The organism is Heyndrickxia sp. FSL W8-0496, from assembly GCF_038007825.1.
Classification (GTDB): Bacteria; Bacillota; Bacilli; order Bacillales; family Bacillaceae_C; genus Heyndrickxia; species Heyndrickxia oleronia.
Genome location: NZ_JBBOXX010000001.1, coordinates 3,521,784 through 3,542,346 on the forward strand (window position 1 = coordinate 3,521,784; position 20,563 = coordinate 3,542,346).

General features: G+C 34.1%; 25 protein-coding genes. 14 read left to right on the forward strand and 11 right to left on the reverse strand.

The genetic code is table 11. The features are described from left to right. Nucleotides 1–70: 70 nt before the first annotated feature. The 4 genes from clpB to NST63_RS17710 all read right to left on the reverse strand — a co-directional run bounded on the left by clpB (nt 71) and on the right by NST63_RS17710 (nt 4,314). Nucleotides 71–2,668, reverse strand: coding sequence for an ATP-dependent chaperone ClpB (clpB, locus tag NST63_RS17695; protein ID WP_341043133.1), 2,598 nt, complete (start codon nt 2,666–2,668; stop codon nt 71–73). A 175-nt stretch (nt 2,669–2,843) separates the two neighbouring features. Then, complete coding sequence (locus tag NST63_RS17700; protein WP_058004793.1) at nt 2,844–3,023, reverse strand: YjzC family protein; 180 nt, start codon at nt 3,021–3,023, stop codon at nt 2,844–2,846. Nucleotides 3,024–3,161: 138 nt separating this feature from the next. Then, entirely contained in the window at nt 3,162–3,473 is a 312-nt protein-coding gene (locus tag NST63_RS17705) for a metal-sulfur cluster assembly factor (protein ID WP_058004792.1), read from the reverse strand. A 64-nt stretch (nt 3,474–3,537) separates the two neighbouring features. Continuing rightward, entirely contained in the window at nt 3,538–4,314 is a 777-nt protein-coding gene (locus NST63_RS17710; RefSeq protein WP_341043135.1) for a prolyl oligopeptidase family serine peptidase, read from the reverse strand. Between the two features lie 181 nt (nt 4,315–4,495). Here NST63_RS17710 and NST63_RS17715 point away from each other — a divergent pair, with 181 nt between their 5' ends. The 3 genes from NST63_RS17715 to NST63_RS17725 all read left to right on the forward strand — a co-directional run bounded on the left by NST63_RS17715 (nt 4,496) and on the right by NST63_RS17725 (nt 5,760). Next, the gene (locus tag NST63_RS17715; protein WP_212942430.1) at nt 4,496–5,308 is read left to right on the forward strand and encodes a Cof-type HAD-IIB family hydrolase; all 813 of its coding nucleotides are present in this window, start codon (nt 4,496–4,498) and stop codon (nt 5,306–5,308) included. Nucleotides 5,309–5,416: 108 nt separating this feature from the next. Beyond that, nucleotides 5,417–5,572, forward strand: coding sequence for a hypothetical protein (locus tag NST63_RS17720; protein WP_169792992.1), 156 nt, complete (start codon nt 5,417–5,419; stop codon nt 5,570–5,572). Then, nucleotides 5,572–5,760: a DUF3813 domain-containing protein gene (locus NST63_RS17725; RefSeq protein ID WP_341043138.1), complete on the forward strand. Its 189-nt coding sequence runs from the start codon at nt 5,572–5,574 to the stop codon at nt 5,758–5,760. The genes NST63_RS17720 and NST63_RS17725 overlap by 1 nt, the downstream gene beginning before the upstream one ends. Before the next feature lie 36 nt (nt 5,761–5,796). Here the strand turns inward: NST63_RS17725 and NST63_RS17730 are convergent, their stop codons facing one another. Continuing rightward, entirely contained in the window at nt 5,797–6,651 is an 855-nt protein-coding gene (locus tag NST63_RS17730; RefSeq protein ID WP_212942432.1) for a YitT family protein, read from the reverse strand. Nucleotides 6,652–6,792: 141 nt separating this feature from the next. On the opposite strand from NST63_RS17730, the gene NST63_RS17735 reads away from it, so the two are divergent. From NST63_RS17735 to NST63_RS17745, 3 genes are all read left to right on the forward strand, one after another. Continuing rightward, nucleotides 6,793–7,650, forward strand: coding sequence for a DegV family protein (locus tag NST63_RS17735; RefSeq protein WP_058004787.1), 858 nt, complete (start codon nt 6,793–6,795; stop codon nt 7,648–7,650). Nucleotides 7,651–7,707: 57 nt separating this feature from the next. Beyond that, nucleotides 7,708–7,839, forward strand: coding sequence for a DUF3941 domain-containing protein (locus NST63_RS17740; protein ID WP_071976845.1), 132 nt, complete (start codon nt 7,708–7,710; stop codon nt 7,837–7,839). A gap of 194 nt (nt 7,840–8,033) precedes the next feature. Beyond that, entirely contained in the window at nt 8,034–8,525 is a 492-nt protein-coding gene (locus tag NST63_RS17745) for a YajQ family cyclic di-GMP-binding protein (protein WP_058004786.1), read from the forward strand. Nucleotides 8,526–8,809: 284 nt separating this feature from the next. Here NST63_RS17745 and NST63_RS17750 read toward each other — a convergent pair whose 3' ends face one another. Continuing rightward, a complete protein-coding gene (locus NST63_RS17750) occupies nt 8,810–9,319 on the reverse strand; it encodes a GNAT family N-acetyltransferase (RefSeq protein WP_341043142.1) in 510 nt (169 codons plus the stop codon). Nucleotides 9,320–9,483: 164 nt separating this feature from the next. Here NST63_RS17750 and NST63_RS17755 point away from each other — a divergent pair, with 164 nt between their 5' ends. Continuing rightward, a complete protein-coding gene (locus tag NST63_RS17755) occupies nt 9,484–10,350 on the forward strand; it encodes an SDR family oxidoreductase (RefSeq protein WP_212942436.1) in 867 nt (288 codons plus the stop codon). Between the two features lie 71 nt (nt 10,351–10,421). On the opposite strand, the gene NST63_RS17760 is transcribed toward NST63_RS17755, so the two are convergent. Then, entirely contained in the window at nt 10,422–11,909 is a 1,488-nt protein-coding gene (locus NST63_RS17760; protein ID WP_341043143.1) for an alpha-amylase family glycosyl hydrolase, read from the reverse strand. A 240-nt stretch (nt 11,910–12,149) separates the two neighbouring features. Between NST63_RS17760 and NST63_RS17765 the strand changes: the two genes are divergently transcribed. Beyond that, nucleotides 12,150–12,713, forward strand: a complete 564-nt coding sequence (locus tag NST63_RS17765; RefSeq protein WP_341043145.1) for a DUF2777 family protein — start codon at nt 12,150–12,152, stop codon at nt 12,711–12,713. 22 nt (nt 12,714–12,735) lie between these two features. Here the strand turns inward: NST63_RS17765 and NST63_RS17770 are convergent, their stop codons facing one another. From NST63_RS17770 to NST63_RS17785, 4 genes are all read right to left on the reverse strand, one after another. Next, nucleotides 12,736–15,648, reverse strand: coding sequence for a bifunctional diguanylate cyclase/phosphodiesterase (locus NST63_RS17770; RefSeq protein WP_341043146.1), 2,913 nt, complete (start codon nt 15,646–15,648; stop codon nt 12,736–12,738). Between the two features lie 130 nt (nt 15,649–15,778). Continuing rightward, nucleotides 15,779–16,153: a YisL family protein gene (locus NST63_RS17775; RefSeq protein ID WP_071976839.1), complete on the reverse strand. Its 375-nt coding sequence runs from the start codon at nt 16,151–16,153 to the stop codon at nt 15,779–15,781. 75 nt (nt 16,154–16,228) lie between these two features. Next, the gene (locus NST63_RS17780; protein WP_341043147.1) at nt 16,229–17,119 is read right to left on the reverse strand and encodes a fumarylacetoacetate hydrolase family protein; all 891 of its coding nucleotides are present in this window, start codon (nt 17,117–17,119) and stop codon (nt 16,229–16,231) included. 20 nt (nt 17,120–17,139) lie between these two features. Continuing rightward, nucleotides 17,140–18,300 (reverse strand): DUF418 domain-containing protein, encoded by a 1,161-nt coding sequence (locus NST63_RS17785; RefSeq protein WP_341043148.1) that lies wholly within the window; start codon nt 18,298–18,300, stop codon nt 17,140–17,142. Between the two features lie 220 nt (nt 18,301–18,520). On the opposite strand from NST63_RS17785, the gene NST63_RS17790 reads away from it, so the two are divergent. The 6 genes from NST63_RS17790 to NST63_RS17815 all read left to right on the forward strand — a co-directional run bounded on the left by NST63_RS17790 (nt 18,521) and on the right by NST63_RS17815 (nt 20,547). Continuing rightward, the gene (locus NST63_RS17790; protein WP_058004779.1) at nt 18,521–18,742 is read left to right on the forward strand and encodes a spore germination protein; all 222 of its coding nucleotides are present in this window, start codon (nt 18,521–18,523) and stop codon (nt 18,740–18,742) included. A 13-nt stretch (nt 18,743–18,755) separates the two neighbouring features. Beyond that, the gene (locus tag NST63_RS17795) at nt 18,756–18,971 is read left to right on the forward strand and encodes a spore germination protein GerPB (RefSeq protein ID WP_058004778.1); all 216 of its coding nucleotides are present in this window, start codon (nt 18,756–18,758) and stop codon (nt 18,969–18,971) included. Nucleotides 18,972–19,025: 54 nt separating this feature from the next. Further along, a complete protein-coding gene (gerPC, locus tag NST63_RS17800) occupies nt 19,026–19,640 on the forward strand; it encodes a spore germination protein GerPC (protein WP_212942447.1) in 615 nt (204 codons plus the stop codon). Further along, complete coding sequence (locus tag NST63_RS17805; protein ID WP_058004776.1) at nt 19,630–19,806, forward strand: hypothetical protein; 177 nt, start codon at nt 19,630–19,632, stop codon at nt 19,804–19,806. Before gerPC ends, NST63_RS17805 begins: the two co-directional genes overlap by 11 nt. After that, entirely contained in the window at nt 19,775–20,215 is a 441-nt protein-coding gene (locus tag NST63_RS17810; RefSeq protein ID WP_341043151.1) for a spore germination protein GerPE, read from the forward strand. The genes NST63_RS17805 and NST63_RS17810 overlap by 32 nt, the downstream gene beginning before the upstream one ends. 110 nt (nt 20,216–20,325) lie before the next feature. Then, nucleotides 20,326–20,547, forward strand: coding sequence for a spore germination protein (locus tag NST63_RS17815; RefSeq protein WP_058004775.1), 222 nt, complete (start codon nt 20,326–20,328; stop codon nt 20,545–20,547). Nucleotides 20,548–20,563 lie beyond the last annotated feature (16 nt).

A 20,563-nucleotide genomic window follows, 5' to 3' on the forward strand; every position in this document is an offset into this window, starting at 1 on the left:
AACTACTTTATCTAGTTTTTCTAGATATCGTGTTATGGTGTCAGGTCCCTTTGCATTATAGACAATCCCTTTATTTTTCGATTGTTACTTTTAGTTCATCGTTCTCCACTGAAATTACAACAGTACTTTGTGGATGTATATTTCCTGCAATAATTTCCCTTGCTAGTTTTGTTTCTACATGATGCTGTATATATCGTTTTAATGGTCTTGCTCCATAAACAGGATCATAAGCTGATTCTGCGATCCTACTTAAAGCTTCATTTGTAATAGTTAAATGAATGTATTGACCACTTAACCTAGATTGGAGTTGCTGAATCAATTTAGTGACAATTCCTTTTACATTCTCAATGGACAATGGTTTAAATAGAATAATGTCATCCACTCTGTTTAAAAACTCTGGTCTAAAGGAGGCTCGGAGTTGACTTAATACCTTTTCCTTCGTTTCCTCTGAAATTTCTTCTGCCATATTGTTGCGCTCTAACAAGAAGACTGAGCCAATATTAGAGGTCATAATAATAACTGTATTTTTAAAATCAACTAATCTTCCTTGGGAATCTGTCACACGTCCATCATCAAGAATTTGTAATAACACATTAAATACTTCAGGATGAGCCTTTTCTATTTCATCTAATAATATTACAGAGTATGGTTTTCTTCTTACAGCTTCTGTTAATTGACCACCTTCTTCATAGCCTACATAACCAGGCGGTGCTCCAATTAATCTGGAAACAGTATGCTTTTCCATATACTCCGACATATCAATTCGAATCATATGTTCTTCACTATCAAATAAAGTTTGAGCTAAAGCCTTGGCAAGCTCGGTTTTTCCTACCCCCGTTGGTCCAAGAAAAATAAATGAGCCAATTGGTCGGTTTGGATCTTTAATTCCAGCTCTAGCTCGTAATACTGAATCACTCACTAATTTTACTGCTTCATCTTGACCTATCACTCGTCCATGAAGGATTTGCTCTAATCTTAATAGCTTTTCCCGTTCCCCCTCCACAAGCTTTGTTACGGGGATTCCTGTCCATCTACCAACAATCTCAGCAATTTCTTCTTCTGTTACTTCTTCACGCAATAATTTATTTTCCTTCTGATCCGCAGACATTGATTGTTCGATATTTTTCAATTCCTTTTCAAGTGCAGGAATTTTTCCATGCCTTAGCTCTGCTGCTTTATTCAAATCATAATTATTTTCTGCTTCTTCAAGCTGCCTTCTTAGTTTTTCTAACTGTTCTCGTTTCTCTTGAATAACCTGTAATTCTTGCTTTTCAGCCTGCCATTTTGCTTTCATTTCATCAGCTTTTTCTTTTAAATCCGCCAAATCCTTTTGTAATAACTCCAACCGTTCTTTACTCGCCTCGTCCGATTCCTTTTTCAGGGCAGCCTCTTCAATTTCTAATTGCATTACTCGTCGCGTTACTTCATCTAATTCGCTTGGCATAGAATCAATTTCAACACGAATCGTCGCGCAAGCTTCATCTACTAAGTCAATGGCTTTATCAGGTAAAAAACGGTCAGTAATATAGCGATTGGATAAAGTTGTAGCTGCTACAAGTGCTCGATCATGAATATTGACGCCATGGTGAACTTCAAATCTCTCTTTTAAACCTCGTAAAATCGAAATGGTATCCTCTACGGTTGGTTCTTCTACTAAGACTTGTTGAAAACGTCGTTCTAAAGCGGGGTCCTTTTCAATATATTTTCGATATTCATCTAAGGTTGTCGCACCAATGCAATGTAGTTCACCTCTTGCAAGCATCGGTTTGAGCATATTGCCAGCATCCATTGCCCCATCTGTTTTACCAGCCCCCACAATGGTATGAAGCTCATCTATAAACAGTAATATTTGGCCATCACTCTTTTTTATTTCCTGAAGTACGGCTTTTAATCTTTCTTCAAATTCTCCACGAAATTTCGCACCTGCGATTAACGCTCCCATATCTAGGGAAAAGATTGTTTTATCCTTTAATCCTTCGGGAACATCCTTCCTTACAATTCTTTGCGCTAATCCTTCTACAATGGCTGTTTTCCCCACACCGGGTTCACCAATCAATACAGGATTATTTTTTGTTTTTCGCGAGAGAATGCGGATCACATTTCGAATTTCACTATCTCGTCCAATAACTGGGTCTATTTTTCCTTCTTTAACTGCAGCAACTAAATCCCGACCATATTTTTTTAATGTTTCATAGGTCGCTTCAGGGTTTTGTGTAGTCACGCGTTGATTCCCCCTTATTTTCATGATTTCTTCCTTTAGTAATTCACTCGTGATATGATGTTTTCTTAAATATTCTACGATTTCGTTGGATTGAAGTTTCATTAAGGCAAGAATAAGATGCTCCACTGAAATATATTCATCCTCAAATTCCTTAGCTTCCTTTTCAGCCTCATTTAATAAATTTGCTAATTGAGTCGATATGTATGGGTTTTGATTGCTTCCTGTGACTTGAGGCTTTTTCGTCATCATTTGATCCAGTTTTTCTTTAATTTCGTTTGTATCAAGACCGACTCGATGATAAATACTGGTTAGGAGACTATCCGGCTTTTCGATTAATGCACTCCATAAATGAACAATATCAATTTCTGGATTTTGGTACTCGATACTTAATTGCTGTGCGGAAGCAATGGCTTCCTGAACTGTAAATGTGAATTTTTGAATGTCCATCATTTTCACCTCACCCATATTTTATGTGAAATCACTTCATATTCCTAGTAAATCTATTTGTATGTAATTGATATCCGCGGCTTTACAATTTTATCTGCGAACAATTAGATATATCCGCGATTTTTTTGATCTATTATTTTATTTGAAAAAAGATGACCCATTTTGGGCCACCCTTTTAAGGTTTGCGTTTATATGTCCATTGACGATTATGATTTGAAGATTCCGGAAAATGATCTCCAGCTTTTAACTTCACTTGCTTTGGATTGACAACTGGGCTTCCAGTCTCCCCAATTTCAACATATATACCGTTGTTCGGAGCTTTATCTCCTGATCTAAAACGATGACTTTGTCCCATGAGAAAATTCCCCCCTTAATAAGAATCACCACAATATTTATTTTGTGTAATTTCAACAAGTTCTTACTAGGGAAAAGTTAACAGAAACAATTTTTGAAAAATGTTTATAAAAAAAAAGGAACGAAAATGTTCCCTTTATTAATCTGGAATACCTAAGGCAATTTTTGCATAACGAGACATGCGTTCTTTTGACCAAGGTGGATTCCATACAATATTTACTTCTGTATCTTTCACTTCAGGAAGATCTTTTAATGCTAACTGAACTTGGTCAACGATTATGCCAGCAAGTGGGCAACCCATTGCAGTCAAAGTCATTGTAACAATCGCTTTCCCTTCATCAGTCATTTCTATATCATAAACAAGTCCTAAGTTTACAATATCAATCCCTAGTTCTGGATCGATTACTTGCTCAAGCGCACCAAGAATACTTTCTTTTAAATCCGCATCCATTACTTTCACTCCTTCATCCTTCGATTATCTTCATCATATCAAAAATCGATGAATTGTAAAATTTTTAGCTATTTATCAACCATTTTTCAAACCATTTTACTGTTTCAAGAAGACCCTCTCGAGAAACCTTGTGACCTGCAGTTTCATCCGTTAGAAAATAAATGCTATCAGGATTTCCCTTATATTGATCTTTTACTTGATTGTAAAATGCAAATGTTGGGTCATACGGCACCATTTTATCCTTTTTTCCGTGCCAGAACATTAATGGGCGATCATTAAGTTTATAAGGTTGTAAACTTAAATCATAAGGTTCTAAGGCTTGATATTGTTCTTTGATCTGTACATCTGAGAATGGAATATGAGCACCTATTTCTTTAAAATGCTCAATTTGTGCCTTTGCAAATTTTACATAATTCGGACTTCCCATTAAGCTAACGGCTGTTCGTATCCATTCATACTGTGTTAAAGCACCTAAGGTAATGATCCCACCCATTGAAGTACCTACTACGCCAATAGAATTCTCATTTGCAAGTTCTGCTTGTACATAATAATTTTTTATTGTGTTTAATTCATGAATGGTTTGGATAATCACATCCCAAAAGCGGAACGTTCTTTCAGCCTGTGTAATATTGTCTTCTCTTTCTCCATGGTATTTTGCTTCAGGTAACACGACTCTAAAACCCTTTTCAGCTAATAAATAGGCATAATGTAAATTATGTTCTTTAGCGGATTCAAAACCATGTATAAAGATGATAAATGGTAATTTTTGTTCTTTGATTGTATCTTTTACAAGATGTAAAACGGGAATCGAATCAATCTGTTGTTTCTCAATAATGACCACTATTCTCTCTCCTCTAGGATGTTATCCTTCTAATTGACTGTAACATTTAGTATATTTAAATTAATAGCTATATTTTAACAGAAGCTCTTTTCTATTAACCACCCTTGTGAAAAACAACTAATGCAAAAGAAATACACATTATGTTCTATCGAACTCAACTATTCGTTTAAGGAGACATAAAATGAAAAATCAATTTTTAATTGCTTTAGATTTAGATGGTACACTTTTAACCGATAATAAAACCATTTCAGAAAGAACATTAAAAACATTAAAAAGACTTCAACAGGAAGGCCATATTGTTATGATTTCAACAGGTAGACCTTTCCGCTCTAGTGTTCAATATTATCATGAATTGGAATTAAATACACCTATCGTAAACTTTAATGGAGCATTTGTGCATCATCCATTAGATGAGAATTGGGGAAATTACCATAGTCCAATGGAATTAGATGTAGCCAAGCAGATTGTAAATTCATGTAACCAATATAATGTTTTTAATATTGTTGCGGAGGTTTTGGATAATGTATATTTACACAATTATGATAGAAAGCTATTAGATATTTTTCATATGGGTAATCCTAATATAACTACAGGAAATCTCAATGAAATGCTAAATGATCATCCAACCTCTTTACTCATTCACGCAGAAGAAAAACATGTCCACCAAATACGAGAACATTTGAGTACGATGCACGCAGAGGTTATAGATCATCGTCGCTGGGGAGCTCCTTGGCATATTATCGAGATCGTTAAATCTGGTTTAAATAAAGCTGTTGGTATCCAAAAGGTAGCGGATTATTATCAAATTGATCAAAAAAATATTATCGCTTTCGGAGATGAGGATAATGATTTGGAAATGATCGAATATGCCGGAGTAGGAGTAGCAATGGGAAATGGTATTAAACCATTGAAAGACATTGCAAATGAAGTTACTTTTTCTAATATGGATGATGGGGTTTCAGTCTTTCTGGAAGACTTTTTCAAACTAAAATAAAATGCCATTTATTTCTCGTTTTATTATTCCTAACATGATTCATACTATTTATTGAACGAACAGTCATAATTATTTCGTTCACACTTGAATGAAAAGGCGGTGTTTCGTTTGGGTAAAAGAAACAAGTCTAAACGCTTTGTTCAACAAGGAAAAGACGCGGTGGCAAAACATGCAGAGCGATTTCCTTATCGTTCCACTTTAGCTGAGGCAGAAGAACAACAAACTGAGCTTATGAAAGAGTCCTCCTTAGGAGGAATAGAATAATGGCGAATAGATTGTTTCAACAAGCGAGACAGTATGTAGAAATGGCAAAAGATGCTTCTGGAAATGGAAACCAACAGGAACTAATTTCTAAAGCAAAAAATGCCTTGTCTTCTGCATATGCTAGTTCAACCTTTGCTGAACAGCAGCAATTACAAGAACTTCAATCTGAAATTGATCGACTAAAATAGCTGCCTTAAGGCAGCTATTTTTTTATCCGGTTAAGTTTATTCCTTTCTAAAGAAGCCAAAAATCCCAGTCGTTTGAACAATATTCGTAAATGCATTAGGATCTACCTCTTTAATAATATGTTCTAGATCATACAATTCATATCTTGTTATAACGATCATTAACATCTGTCGTTCTTCATTAGAGAACGCACCCTTTACTGGGATCAAAGTAATACCACGTACCAATTTTGAATGGATAGCCCTTTTTAATTCCTCTGACCTCATTGTAATAATCATAGCTGTAAGTTTCTGATACCTTGTATGTATAGCATCAATCACTCTTGTAGAAGCATATAGTGATAAAAGAGTATACAATGCCTTATCCCAACCATATACGGCACCAGCAGTTATAACGATTCCCGCATTTAAAATAAAAAAGTAATTTCCAACAGGCTTGTCCTTCATTCGTGATAAAACCATAGCAATAATATCAAGTCCACCTGTTGAAGCACCAAACTTCAAAGTAATTCCTACACCTACGGCAGTAATAACACCTCCAAAAACAGAGTATAATAGGATATCACTTGAAGTTTTTTGGATTGGAATCACTTCCAATAAAATAGACATAAAAATTACCGAAATAAAGCTGTATAAAGTAAATATCTTCCCAATCTTTTTCCATCCTAATATTGCAACAGGTATATTAAATAGAAACAATAATAATCCTGTTGATAGATGTAATGGTGTGAATTGAGTAATTATTTTAGATAATAATTGTGCGATCCCTGTAAATCCACTAGCATAAACATTTGCCGGCTTCAAAAAATAGTTCATTGCAAATGCATTGAGAACAGCACCAATAAAAACAACACCTAGTTTCTTTACATGTTCCCAAACCGAATCAATTTTCATAATCAACCTCCTTCTTTTATTGATTTACCCAAATCCCGTTTGTTCATACTGAAAGGATTGTGATTTTCGCTAAAAATGGTACACTAAAATGTGAACTCATAAATTTATTTATATATTTTTTAATTTTTAGGGGTGAAAAATATGGGTGTCAAAATTTTTGCAGATAGCGCCAGTGATATGCCACTATCATTTTTTCAAGAAAATCAAGTGAAATTAATACCTCTTCGCGTATACATAGATGAAACGGAATATGAAGACTTACAAACGATCAATCCTAAGCAAGTATTCAAAGAAATTAGAGCAGGAAAAATGCCAAAAACATCCCAACCTACACCACAAGCTTTTCAGGAAGTGTTCACGGAATTAGCCAAATCCAATCAATCTGGGATCTATATTGCTTTCTCCTCTGCATTATCTGGAACATATCAAACGGCTGTTATGGTCCACGAACAAGTAAAAGAAGAGTATCCAAATCTAGATCTTACAATTATTGATACAAAATGCGCTTCTGTTGGATTTGGCTTAGTTGTAAAATCAGCAGCTGAGATGGCAGCTAATGGGGCTTCAAAGGAAGAAATTATTGAGGATATCCATTTCCGCAGTCAACATATGGAACATTTATTTACAGTTGAAGACCTCGATTACCTCGCAAAAGGTGGACGACTTTCAAAAGCTTCCGCATTCTTAGGTGGACTTTTAAATATTAAACCACTCTTACATGTCGAAGAAGGGAAGCTTATCCCCATCGAGAAGATTCGCGGCAAGAAAAAGCTTCTAAAAAGAATCCTTGATGTTATGGAGGAAAGAGGAATCGATTTAGAACATCAAGTGGTTGGTATCAGTCATGGAGATGACGAAGAAGCTGCCCTTGAAATGAAAGCAATGATTGAGGAACGGTTTGGGACAAAGGATTTCTATATTAATATTATTGGTTCAGCCGTTGGATCACATGCAGGTCCCGGAACACTTGCACTATTTTTCTTAAACGCAAAGAAATAGCTTTCATATTCTCCTTTTGATAAGGGAATATTACTAATTGAAAGGAGAATGAAAACTATGCCACATACATCAGATAATGACAAGAAAGCAAAAGATAATAATGCATTACGCCATGAAAAAAATATGATGCGTGAAAAAAATCGTAAAGCAGGTAAAAACCAATATTCGAAAAAGACGGATCATCTATAATATAGGCTCATGTGTTAGATTGAAACTAAGTTTTGATTCACCAAAAACAACATTCATAATAAACAAGGCCATTTAAGCCTTGTTTTTTTAGTCTCTAACAAATTGGTTGGACTTTCCACTTGTAATTTGCTATTTTTAAATATATAGGCTTTAAAGAGCCATTGTATATTATATTAGTAATAGGAGGTTACTCCATGGCAAAAGAAAGTTCTTTTGATATTGTATCGAATGTTGATTTTTCAGAAGTAACAAATGCGATTAATCTTGCAATGAAGGAAATTCAAACACGATATGATTTTAAGGGAAGTAAGAGTGAAATCAGTTTGGATAAAGAAGAGCTTGTCCTTATATCTGATGACGAATTTAAAATGAATCAATTAAAAGATGTCCTCTTTAGTAAGCTAATAAAAAGAGGAGTTCCTGTTAAAAATCTTGACTATGGCAAATTAGAAGGTGCCTCTGGTGGAACTGTTCGACAACGCGCAAAGCTTATTCAAGGCATTGATAAGGAAAATGCCAAAAAAATTAATACCATCATTAAAAACAGTGGAGTAAAAGTAAAGAGTCAAGTTCAGGATGATCAAATTCGCGTAACGGGAAAAAGTCGTGATGATTTGCAAAAGATCATTGCTGCAGTACGGGAAGCAGACCTATCTGTTGACGTGCAATTTGTAAACTATCGATAGAACGAATGGGCTATTAAGCCCTATTCGTTTTTTTATTGCCTTTGATTTTTTCTTTTGCATGTCTTAAATAAGGCTGTTTTCGTTTAGTTTGTTGCTCTTGTAAAAGCCCAATTGCCGGCTTATACACCCCATAAAGGATTCCAGCTGTTCCTTTGGAAATTGCAGCTCTTTTCCCAGTAAAATAAAAGGTGTAACGATCTTCAGCCGATAGTTATTAGTTAAAAGTTTACTTAAATAGCAACAATATTTGAGAAAAGAGCCTAAAATAAAGAAAATAACTTTTCTTATTTTACAAATTTTGACATAATTATTTCATCGACATAAGTGCCATCATCAAATTTAATATGTTTTTTCTTCCTTCCTTCTTCTATAAATCCCAATGATTGATATAAATGAATCGCTCTTTCATTATGAGCAAAAACTTCGAGTAGAACTTTTTCAATTTGAGGATGGCTTTCTGCCCACTGTAACATTTTCATAATCATTTTCCTGCCTATCCCTTTATTCCAATATTCCTTTTGAATACTTATACCAAACATGCAATTATGACTGACTCTTTTTCTTTGTGAACGTGATGCATTTAAAAAGCCAAAAATCTTACCGTTGTATTCAGCAACTAGCATATAATTACCTAATTTTGACTGTTCCTCTATCCAGTCACGTTGCCTTTCAATTGTTAATGTAAGTTCTTCAGGAGTGGTTAATAAGAACGTAGATTGGGTAAACACTAATTGTGTATGCTGGAGTAATTTTGATGCATCTTCTAATTTAATTTCTCGAATCGTAATTTCCATTAAAACAAGCCCCCTTTAACTTATTTTAACAAAGCTATTTTCATCATGTATATTGCTTTTGTAAAAGCTTAATTTCTAGCTCTTATGCCTAAATAAACACTTTAACGATTCTTATGAAATTTACAATTGGGAAAAGAGCCTTTAACAAAAAAAGGAGTGAGATCATGTCTAATCAACAATCCAAAAAAACATTACCAAAACAACATCAATCACAGCAACCTGGTGTAGAAACAGAAATGAACCCAATTCCTAAATCAATCAATCCAGGTTATAAAGGCAGTGGAAAACTTTCGGGAAAAACAGCGATTATTACAGGAGGCGATAGTGGAATTGGTAAAGCTGTTGCTATCTATTTCGCTAAAGAAGGCGCTGATATTGCCATTTGTTATTTAAATGAAGATCAAGATGCACAAAATACTAAAGAATTAGTTGAAAAAGAGGGGAAAAAGTGCTTATTAATTCAGGGAGATTTAGGAGATGAAACGCATTGCAAAACTGCTATTAAACAAGTAATTGAACAGTTTGGAAAGATAGATATACTAGTGAATAACGCTGCAGAACAGCATCCACAACAAAGTATTTTAAATATTACTAAGGAACAATTATTGAGGACGTTCCAAACGAATATTTTTTCTTATTTTTTCATGGTACAAGCTGCCCTTCCACACTTAAAAAATGGGAGTAGTATTATTAATACTGCGTCGATTACAGCATATGGAGGAAATAAACAATTGATTGATTATTCCTCTACGAAAGGAGCAGTCGTCTCTTTTACAAGATCACTATCACTTTCTCTTATAGGTAATGGAATTCGAGTGAATGGTGTCGCACCAGGTCCTATTTGGACACCACTTATTCCTTCAACATTTTCCTCTGAACAGGTAGAACATTTTGGAGCGGATGTACCAATGAGTAGACCGGGACAACCATTTGAACTTGCCCCAGCCTATGTATATTTAGCATCCGATGATTCTAGCTATGTTTCAGGTCAGATTATTCATGTGAATGGTGGGACGATCATAAATGGTTAGCGGATAGAAGGAATAAAAAAATGAAAAGATAGGGATATTCATTTTAATAGACAACCCTATCTTTTCATTTTTTATTGTACTTTTTTGTTCTTTCCGCGTTTACGGACAGTAACGACAAATAGTATAAATGCGACCCAGATAGCAACAAGGATGGCAATCATCACATAGTTAATACCTGTTTTCTCTACAACATTGTATATTTCAGATGTTTCCCTGTCTAATGCAAGCTTGAAAACACCATTATCTTCTCTTTCAATTCCCCCACTAATTAATCCTCTTAATTCCTTATTATCTTGTAATTCATCTTGCGGAATGTTGACTATTTGAGTTTTATCCGTATTATTGATTGCAACAATATTGATTTTGCCTTTGTATTCTCTTTTAAATACAACCATTCCATCTTTATCATAAATGGTTTTCATCGTTCCCCTTCTAAGGGCGGGTTGCTTCTGACGAATTTCACCGATCATTGTCATGTAATCGATTAATTCTTTATCCGCGCGAAAATTCATCATTTGGCGATTTTCTGGAGCGTCGCCACCATCGACAGCAATCTCTGTTCCATAATACACGATTGGAATTTCAGGCTGTGTATATAAATAGGTCAATGCCAGCTTCCATCTTGTACCAGGAAAAAGATTATTATTAACCATATCCCGTGTATATCGCTTCATATTTGGATTATCATAAAAAGCACCGATCAAATTTGAATTTTTATATGTTTCTTTATGTTGATTTATGATATCAAGTACTGGCTTAATTGGCTGATTAATATTGGAAAAAGCATCACGCATCGGTTGATTTAAGTTGTGATCCATCATTCCGTCAAAGCCTGCTTTTTCATGATTTTTAATTAACGAATTTGAACTAACTTCTCCCAGTAAATATAAATCACTCTTTTTTGATTTTACAGTCGAAGAGAATTCCTTCCAAAATGATTCCGGAAAATGATCAGCGTCACTTAGAAAATATCCATCTATATCTGTTTGATTAACCCACCATTTAGCTGCATCAATTAAATACTGTTTCACTTGAGAATTTTCCTGATTCAATACAGGCAATTGATCCTTTGTTGTTCCATTAAACCAATCCTTTTTAGCTGAATCTTGGACAAGTGAATTTTCCGGGCTTACTTGATAAGTCGGAAAATCAATCACTATTTTCATATCACGGTTATGTACTTCGTTAACCAGCTTCTTAAATGATTTCAACGGACCAAAATGCTCTTCCGTCTTATAATAGTCTTTAATACGTGAACCATCATACCCTTTATCATCATTATCGAAAATGGGTGATAGCATGACAGTTGTAAAACCTAGATCCTTCAGGTAATCTAATTTATCAATAATTCCTTGAAAGTCACCGCCTTGATACCCTAATGGATTCAATGCATTTACATTTTTATCATTACTAGAGTCCCCATTATTAAATCGATCAACGATTAAATAATATATCGTTTGATCCTGCCAATCTTGCTCTTCTACACCTGCCGCATGAACTGGTACTGTATAAAAAAGAAGAATTGGAATAAAACAGAATGCTAAAACCTTTTTAAGCATAAAATATCCTCCTAAATAATTCCTCGAATTAAGATTATCCTTTCTAGAATCTAACGTCAAACTAATACAGTGAAATTAAAAGAAAAATAGCCTTCAAATTTGAATTTTATATGACACATCTTTGTCTACTGCAATAGAAGTAGTCCGGAATAATTTAATTTTTATTACGTAAAGACTGTATGAAATTCCCGTTGATTGTCCAAAACGATGATAGACGATTGAATATTGGAGGTTTATTTGATGGGACAATTACAAAGAATGCAGCTTATAGAGCATCAATCAAGGGCCTTTTTAGAAGGAGTGATTGAGAATATTAATGATCAATGGGTATTTTTTGATTATGAGACTGATGAAGCGATGATGCTTGAACACTATATCGATCAAGAAATTGAAATCTATGTTCAGCATAAATGGATTAAAGGAATATTGGAAGAAGATGGTCGTCTCAATCATAAGAATGAAACGATTTTTCTATTGGATAAAATGAAGGTAAGAATGAGAAAACAGATCGTTTTTTCACTGCAAATGTTATTGGATGAGTTTGAGGATGATGTATTTTTACAGTTTCTTTCCACGCTAAACACATTGGATTTTTCCATTTATGATTGTATTTTTTGTCATAATCATCTTTCATTTTTAGATAATCTTGATAACAAACAAGGGGTAAATATTCTTATTTTTGATAATGAAGAATCTGTTGTTGCGGTTCAACACCATTTTATTTATGAAAATGAAAAACAAGATCGGTTTGAATTTACTTTGAGTACAGGTAAAAGAGTGGTTATTGATAAAATGTTAAAATAAACGGAGCCTAAGCTCCGTTTATTTATATCATTATGCTATGCTCGTGGTTCAACCATTCCTTTAATTGATCAGGGAATAACGGTTTTTCAATAAAGTAGCCTTGTAAAAAATCACAATTCATTTCTTCTAAAATTTCTAGCTGCTGTGTTGTTTCAATTCCTTCTGCTGTAACTTGTAAACCGAGCCCGTGTCCCATTGTCATTATTGATTTTACAATGGCAAAATCAGGAGTATTTGCATCTAAATTCTGAATAAATGAACGATCAATCTTTAAAATATGGATCGGCAAATTTTTTAAATAACTTAAGGAAGAATAACCAGTTCCAAAATCATCAATCGAAATTTTCACACCAATATTCGTAAGTGCTTTCATGACTTCTATTGTTTTTTGTGAATCATTTAGCATGACCGTTTCTGTTAATTCTAGATGAAGATAGTTAGGATGCAGTCCTGAATATGCTAGTGCATTCTTTACCTCTTCAATAAACCATCGGTTTTGAAATTGAAAAGCAGAAACATTAATTGATATACTTACATCAGTTAATCCTTCATTATGCCAATCCACAACCTGTTTACAAGCCGTTTTCAATACCCATTTCCCAATTGAATGGATTAAACCCGTTTCTTCGGCTATTGGAATAAACTCTAAAGGTGGAACTATTCCTCTTTGAGGATGCTGCCAACGGATTAGCGCTTCACAAGTTATCAGCTTTCTAGTCCCCTTTTCAACGATTGGCTGGTACAAAAGGTATAATTCATTATTTTTCAAAGCACGCCGTAGATCACTTTCCAGCTCTAAACGTTTAATGGTTTCATCATTCATTTCATCAGAAAAGAAAATCCATTCATTCCCGCCTTGGAGCTTTGCTCGATTTAAGGCAATATCAGCATTCTTCATTAATATATCACTATCATATCCGTCATAAGGATACATACTAACTCCAATACTCGCAGTTATAAAGAACTCCTTATCTTGAAATTTGAAAGGTAGTTGTATGGCTTCTAATAATAATTTACACATATTAGTGACATATTCAGGGCTTGAATTTTTCGTTAATAAAATAGTGAATTTATCACTTCCAAATCTTCCTACATAAGCCCCTGTTAAAAGACAATTTTTTATTCTTACTGCCATTTCCTTTAAAAACAGATCGCCAGCATCATGTCCAAGTGCATCATTAATCATATTAAACCGATTAAAATCAACAAACATAACAGCTAATGTCCGTTTTTTCTTTTTAGCTCTCTCTAACATCCGATCAATAATTTCTTTAAATTTATTACGATTAGGTAACCCTGTTTCCTCATCATAATTAGCTAATTGTGTGATTTTCTTTTCAAATTCTAAGTTCTCTGTTATGTCTCTTCCAATTCCATATATCCCCACACATTCATTATTCACAGTTATCGGGATATTTTTTATATGATAATACGAAGCTTTGCCATTCTTCGTATATATTTCAATGTCATAATACTGAGGTTTCCCATCAATTGTTCGGTGAAAATGTCTTTTGATTCGATTTACATCTGCCTCTTGAACCAATTTTAACGCAGATTTTCCTAACAACTCTTCTTGTGCATACCCTAAGTTTTTAAGAAAAACAGGGTTCATACTAGTAAAATTCCCTCTTAAGTCTGTAGAATAGATCATATCTGTATTATTATTAAATAATGAACGATATTGTTCTTCTGATATTTTCATCTCATTATTCAGAGCTTTAATATCTTGTGACGAAGCATTAATTAAATTTGATAGAGTAACGAATGTATGAGCATAATCAGGCATATGGTAATGAAGATCTGGTACCATTTTGCTTTTTTCCTTAGCTTCGGAAAAGGCTAGATAGGACATTGAATGAGAAAATACTTGCGGAAATCCTCCTTGCCGCTTGGCAATTTCTCCATTACAAAAAAAACCACTAACCGGCGCATTCATAGCTAACGATTTTAACTCAAATTGTGTTAATCCCTCAATCCCTTTCATTCGTGTGATACTGTGGAAAACAAACACAGAATCAATTTTCTGCAACTTTAAGTTCTTTAGTTGCTTAATAGATGAATTTACTTGGCTCTCAATATTTGGAATAGCGAATGTTATTTCTTCCCCCTCAAAAATAGAATCACTTACCTGGATTCCACCAAAATCTACGGTTCTTTTAATAAAAAATTCCTTTTTCTTCCCATTTCTATGAATCAGTAACGGAAATTCCAAGCCGGAATATGGCAATCGGTTAATAAATCCTTGTCCCAAATAAGTCTTTAATACTTGTACTGGCTTTTTCCCATCAATTTCATATATTTGTTGATTTTTTGATTTTGTAACGGTAAATGTACTTCCAATCTCCTGCCAGTCAGCATTAACCATTGTTTTTACATAAAGGTTCTGATTATCTAATGAAGCAACAGCTATCCCATGGCTAGTTATCCCCTGCTGTGTGACTATAAAAGAATGATGGCTAGCCTCTTCTGCCATTACCCCTCCTACAATATGAACGTCTGGACTCCATTCATAAATACCTGATAGAACGTCATTTAGAAGAGAATGATGGTGACTTGCGAGTACAATTAATACCTTAGTTTCAGAGTTTACTAGTTCTTTCACAATCGTTTGTCCAAGCTGAAACCCATTCATATCTTCTTGGATAGTAAATAAATTGGAATGAATATTCGTTTTATCAAAAACAGTAAAGGTGAGGATTGGCTTTCTCTCTGAAACCCGACCATCTATAATTTCTCCACGGGAATTGCCACCAATCAATTTTGCTTTCGGAAGATGCTTTAAGAGAGTATTTCGTAATGTGTCCAATTCCTGACCTTCCATTTGTGAAACATAAGCTTGTATCAATAAAGTTGGATATTGTGCTAACTCATGATCATCAATAAACTTTATTAATTGCCCTTCATTTTCATAAATTAGTTGAAATGACGTTGCCATGGTGTCAATCCACCACCTTAATTGTCGAAATTTTGGTTATCTTTACACTTATTTTACAGGATAAACTTCCCACTGTCACTAAGACCAAAATAAAAAAGCGTCATCGCTTTTCAGCTAATGACGCTTTCTATTATCCAAATGGATGTAATCCCATACGTAGTTTTACAAATCCTAGGTATAGAACAGCTACAAAGAAAATGATGAATAATAACCAGAAAAGACCTGTACCTTTTCCTTTCTTAATACGAGTTAAAATCATTTCCATCATTCCAATGACAAGTAAACCACCTAATAATTTCATTCCGTATAGTGCAGGACCAAATGTTGATTGGAATTTAAAGAATAGAATTCCACCTGTGATAATGACTAATATGTAAAATAATCTTAGAATCATGTGAACAATCTTAGAGCCTTTTGTATTTCCACTTTTATAAAGTGCAAATGCAATGACAAACAAGATGATTGCAATGACCCATGTCGTAACATGTGCATGTGTTGTATACATTTATTTAACCTCCTAAAGTTTTATGTGCTTCAAACATCTTATCATAAGAAGAGTATTGAAGATATATCCCTTAATCTATTGTACTTTATTTGTCAAAGTTCCAATCCCATCGATACTAATATCGATTCGATCGTTCTTTTTCAAAAATTTAGGTGGATTGAATCCTTTCCCTACTCCAGAAGGTGTTCCTGTAGCAATGATGTCTCCTGGTTCTAATGTCATTCCTTTTGATAAAGTAGAAATAATGGTTTCAATGGAAAAAATAAAATGTTTTGTATTTGAATTTTGGCGAATTTCATCATTGACTTTCGTTGTAATTGTTAAATCATTGGGACTAGAAATAGCCGAATGATGAACAATCCATGGTCCAATTGGACAAGATGTATCTAAACTTTTTCCAATAAAAAACTGCTTATGTCTACTTTGTAAATCCCTTGCAGTAATATCATTTAGAATGGTATATCCAAAAACATATTGCAATGCTTCTTCCTCTGAAATATTTTTCCCTTTTTTGCCGATAACTACAGCTAATTCCCCTTCATAATCTAGTTGATTCGTAATCTCGGAATGGGACTGTATAGTAGTTAAATGCCCTGTGACTGTTGTTGTTGCCTTTGTAAATACCATTACATGCTCCGGAATGTCTGCTTCACTTCCCATTTCAATTGCGTGTTCACGATAATTCTTGCCTACACACATAATATTTTTTATTGGATGTGGAATTGGTGAAAGCCATTCGATCATATCCTTATTGACTAGATATGTATTTCTATCATTCCCCAAGTTCTCTATTGCTTGGTTAACTGAGCTAATAAAGGAATCCCCCTGCTTAATTCCCTCTATTAGTGTTAAAGGTAAGGTACCATCTTTTTGTGCCAACAAGGCAAGATTCATTATTTCATTAGATTGATCATTAAATACCCCATATTGCTCTGTTCCATTAATCTTAAAACTTAATAATTTCATTTTCTCACCCCTTTATCCATTTATTTTGATTTTATAGCTTTTCCATAAGTTAGTAAACGCCATACTTTTTCAACAGGTCCATATTTAAACTTAATAAACCATAGCTCTGCTAGTACTACCTGTATGATATAGATTAATATAGCGAGCAGCATACTTGTTCCTAGTGTCAGCTTAGTATATAAACCCAATCCATAATGATAAAAAATCAATGTACCTACTATTGATTGAGTTAAATAAATTGTTAATGACATTCGACCAGCCGTAGCAAAAGGTTTGAAGAGTTTACTAAAATATTTATTTGTTAATAAAAGAATGATAAGTGAAATGTAAGCTAGGCTTAAAATCGTTCCTCCTAATGATTGCTGTATAAATTTATATGCAAGGTTAGAATCAATAACTACGGGTAATAGCTTTAAAAATAAGCCAATGATTGCTGAAAGAATAAATAAAACAAGCCACTTCTTCTTATCTATTTTCGTTTGAAGCCATTTAAGCTTCGCTGCACCTGCCCCAATCATCATTAATGGAATGATAGAAAATAGGATAAAAATAATATTTTCTGGCCCATTCACCATATACCAATCATGAAAACGCTGTGCTGTAATTTCAATATATGTACCTGAACCGTAGTTTTTTACTGACTCAGTAATACCTGCCATATCTGAATATGTGCTAATATCATGTGGTGAAGTCATCGCAAGAAGCATTAATAATAAACTAAATAGAAGGTTAGGAATCAAAAATAATGCTAATCCAGAATAGATCAATGTTTTTCCGGACCAATTTAATATAAGCATTAAAATCAATCCGAATATTGCATAATTCACTAAGATATCTCCAGACCAAATAAAAAAGGCATGAATGGCTCCAATTACTACTAATAGCAAAAGTCTGCGAACACCTAATTTATTAAATGAAATACCTTTTTGTTCGCATCGTTCCCTCAAGATCACTAATCCATATCCAAACAGCATAGCAAATATCGGATAAAAGCTAGATTGAACTAATACTTCAATCCAGGAGAACAAAGACTTGTCTGTTCCCTGCCACCACCCCTGTGGGTCGTAATATAGGATTGGTGATTCGAACGAGATCATATTTACAAGAAAGATACCTAGTAAGCTAAATCCTCTTAATACATCTAAAGAAGAAATTCTTTCATTACTTTGAATTGGCTGCACTTGACTGTCTGTCCCCCTAAACATTTATTAATTTTAAAAGATAAAAAATAACGATCTAATTTCATTGTACAATGACTTATCCAATTAGGCGAATGAATCACACATCTTTTATTTCCTCATATGATATTCATGTAATCATGGATTTTAGGCTTTTTCAGATTTCTGCTAAAGAGATGTGATTCCTCATTTGGGAATTTTGGTAAAAAGGATGTGAACGGTTATGCCAGGCTTTGTTGGTGCCGTTCAAATCATGAATATTGGTTCGAGCGGTGTTTTTCATATCGGTGATGTTTTTCAATTGACTCCCATATCAACAGCAAAAACCTTTGCAGGAGCGGGATCTTTTAATACGGGAGAGACTTTAACCATTAGAAATCATCAATCTGCAACAAATACTTTCGATAATGATGGAATTGATCAGGGAAATAATTTTAATTTGTAATAGGTGTGATTATATGAAGGTTTATATTCAACAAACGATTCAAATAAGGATGATTAAAATCGGGGGGATTTCTAATTCCTCTGTATTCCAGATTGGTACGGCCGGAATCATAAAGCCAGCTTCCTATTTGTATGATACTGGATGCTTTACTGAACCCGCACCAGTAATTGGAACTGCGCAAGGGGCTGAAGAATTCCCGCCAATTGTCGTTCCTTTTAGAAATGATTAATCAACGTTGATCATCATATGATACACAATCAACAACAAAAAGGGAGGTTTATTTATGATTGATTATAATGGACATATTCAAAAATTATATCAATATATTCAATATCAACAAAAAAAACTATCCCAATTTGAAAAAATGATTAACAAATTATCGAAGGAAATTGATGCGCTTAAGGATAAGCCTCCAATCAATGTGGAGCGTTTAGAATATAAATTTGATCAACTAAAAATCGAAAAACTCGATGGTACATTAAATATCGGGATAAATCCCGCGGATTTAAATAATATCGAGGATATGGAAATTCCTACTCCCCAAATGCAACCGAATTTTATTACGAATCCTGCTTTTAAACAGAACCTTTTAGATCGATTAGGGCAATACATTAGTAAAGATGTCAACTCAGTAATCCATGATACCGAACAACAATTAGGCTATCGATTGGATACGAAATATCGAGATTTTATCATAGAGGATCTTCAAAAACAACTTCCACAGCGGGTTGATTATTTCATTAACATTCTTGCGGGGGAAAATCATGGAAATGTGACCCAAGAGGAGTTATTAAACCAAGTATTTGCAAGATTGAAAGCAGACATTGATCAAGCAGTATATATGTTTATTTCGAAATTACCAAATAATATGAACGGAGATGAGCAGAATGGAGCTTAATGTAGTCAATCGAGAAATTAATGTAGGTAACATACGTGTAATCGGGATAGCGAGTTCCTCACTTTTCCTTATTGGTGATGCAGAAACCATTCAGCAAGCAGCAACCTTTGATACACCGGCGGAATCTCTAATTATTGGACCGTTTACTCCATTTGTTCCTGATTAATAATATGAATATGGCGCAAAGAAATTCTTTTGTAGATGATGTAAGAATAAATGATATCTTCTATGCATCTAATGTCCATATTGGAGACTCTACCTTTCTAAATGCATATAATAGAGTATTTGCGGTCCAAAGGGAAAAACAAATTTATTATGGATATGAAGCAGATTATGAAAATTTCGCAAATTTCAAGGAGCCTATTCCGATCCCACCAATTTCTGAAACACTCCGTTTTAATCGATATAATGCCAATCCAAATATTCATGTTTCCTATGTGAGAATAATCGGTTTATCTACAAGTGCTATTTTCCATATTGGTAGTACAAAAAAGGTCTATCTGGAATCAAGGGTTCATCATACTCGACAGTTAGAAGAAAAATCTAGAAAACCTTCAGAGAGTGTACAGCGGTAATATGTATAGTTCTTCAATAGTTAATTACGATAAGCTATAAATCTATACGAAGAAACCAAGAAAGTTTTTAAGAGCCTATAAAAATACTTCTTTAGAAAAGGATGTTGACCATGCCTGCCTTAGTTGGGGCTACACAAATTATTAATGTTGAAGGTAATGGTGTCGTACATTTCGGAGATACAGCGATTATATCCCCAAAAACCAGTGCGAAAACTACAAATGGCTCTGGGGCAGTAAATACAGGAGCTTTATTTATGGTTAATAATGGATTTAGTTTGAATACAACCTTTGATGCAAATCTAATCGATCAGCCTATTGCTGGAAATAATTAAATAAAAAAATAGGAAC

Coding starts and splice junctions, on each gene's coding strand:
- clpB (WP_341043133.1), bottom strand. CDS start 2,668: ATGGACATTCAAAAATTCACATTTACAGTTCAGGAAGCCATTGCTTCC.
- NST63_RS17700 (WP_058004793.1), bottom strand. CDS start 3,023: ATGGGACAAAGTCATCGTTTTAGATCAGGAGATAAAGCTCCGAACAAC.
- NST63_RS17705 (WP_058004792.1), bottom strand. CDS start 3,473: ATGGATGCGGATTTAAAAGAAAGTATTCTTGGTGCGCTTGAGCAAGTA.
- NST63_RS17715 (WP_212942430.1), top strand. CDS start 4,496: ATGAAAAATCAATTTTTAATTGCTTTAGATTTAGATGGTACACTTTTA.
- NST63_RS17725 (WP_341043138.1), top strand. CDS start 5,572: ATGGCGAATAGATTGTTTCAACAAGCGAGACAGTATGTAGAAATGGCA.
- NST63_RS17730 (WP_212942432.1), bottom strand. CDS start 6,651: ATGAAAATTGATTCGGTTTGGGAACATGTAAAGAAACTAGGTGTTGTT.
- NST63_RS17735 (WP_058004787.1), top strand. CDS start 6,793: ATGGGTGTCAAAATTTTTGCAGATAGCGCCAGTGATATGCCACTATCA.
- NST63_RS17740 (WP_071976845.1), top strand. CDS start 7,708: ATGCCACATACATCAGATAATGACAAGAAAGCAAAAGATAATAATGCA.
- NST63_RS17745 (WP_058004786.1), top strand. CDS start 8,034: ATGGCAAAAGAAAGTTCTTTTGATATTGTATCGAATGTTGATTTTTCA.
- NST63_RS17750 (WP_341043142.1), bottom strand. CDS start 9,319: ATGGAAATTACGATTCGAGAAATTAAATTAGAAGATGCATCAAAATTA.
- NST63_RS17755 (WP_212942436.1), top strand. CDS start 9,484: ATGTCTAATCAACAATCCAAAAAAACATTACCAAAACAACATCAATCA.
- NST63_RS17760 (WP_341043143.1), bottom strand. CDS start 11,909: ATGCTTAAAAAGGTTTTAGCATTCTGTTTTATTCCAATTCTTCTTTTT.
- NST63_RS17765 (WP_341043145.1), top strand. CDS start 12,150: ATGGGACAATTACAAAGAATGCAGCTTATAGAGCATCAATCAAGGGCC.
- NST63_RS17770 (WP_341043146.1), bottom strand. CDS start 15,648: ATGGCAACGTCATTTCAACTAATTTATGAAAATGAAGGGCAATTAATA.
- NST63_RS17775 (WP_071976839.1), bottom strand. CDS start 16,153: ATGTATACAACACATGCACATGTTACGACATGGGTCATTGCAATCATC.
- NST63_RS17780 (WP_341043147.1), bottom strand. CDS start 17,119: ATGAAATTATTAAGTTTTAAGATTAATGGAACAGAGCAATATGGGGTA.
- NST63_RS17790 (WP_058004779.1), top strand. CDS start 18,521: ATGCCAGGCTTTGTTGGTGCCGTTCAAATCATGAATATTGGTTCGAGC.
- NST63_RS17795 (WP_058004778.1), top strand. CDS start 18,756: ATGAAGGTTTATATTCAACAAACGATTCAAATAAGGATGATTAAAATC.
- gerPC (WP_212942447.1), top strand. CDS start 19,026: ATGATTGATTATAATGGACATATTCAAAAATTATATCAATATATTCAA.
- NST63_RS17805 (WP_058004776.1), top strand. CDS start 19,630: ATGGAGCTTAATGTAGTCAATCGAGAAATTAATGTAGGTAACATACGT.
- NST63_RS17815 (WP_058004775.1), top strand. CDS start 20,326: ATGCCTGCCTTAGTTGGGGCTACACAAATTATTAATGTTGAAGGTAAT.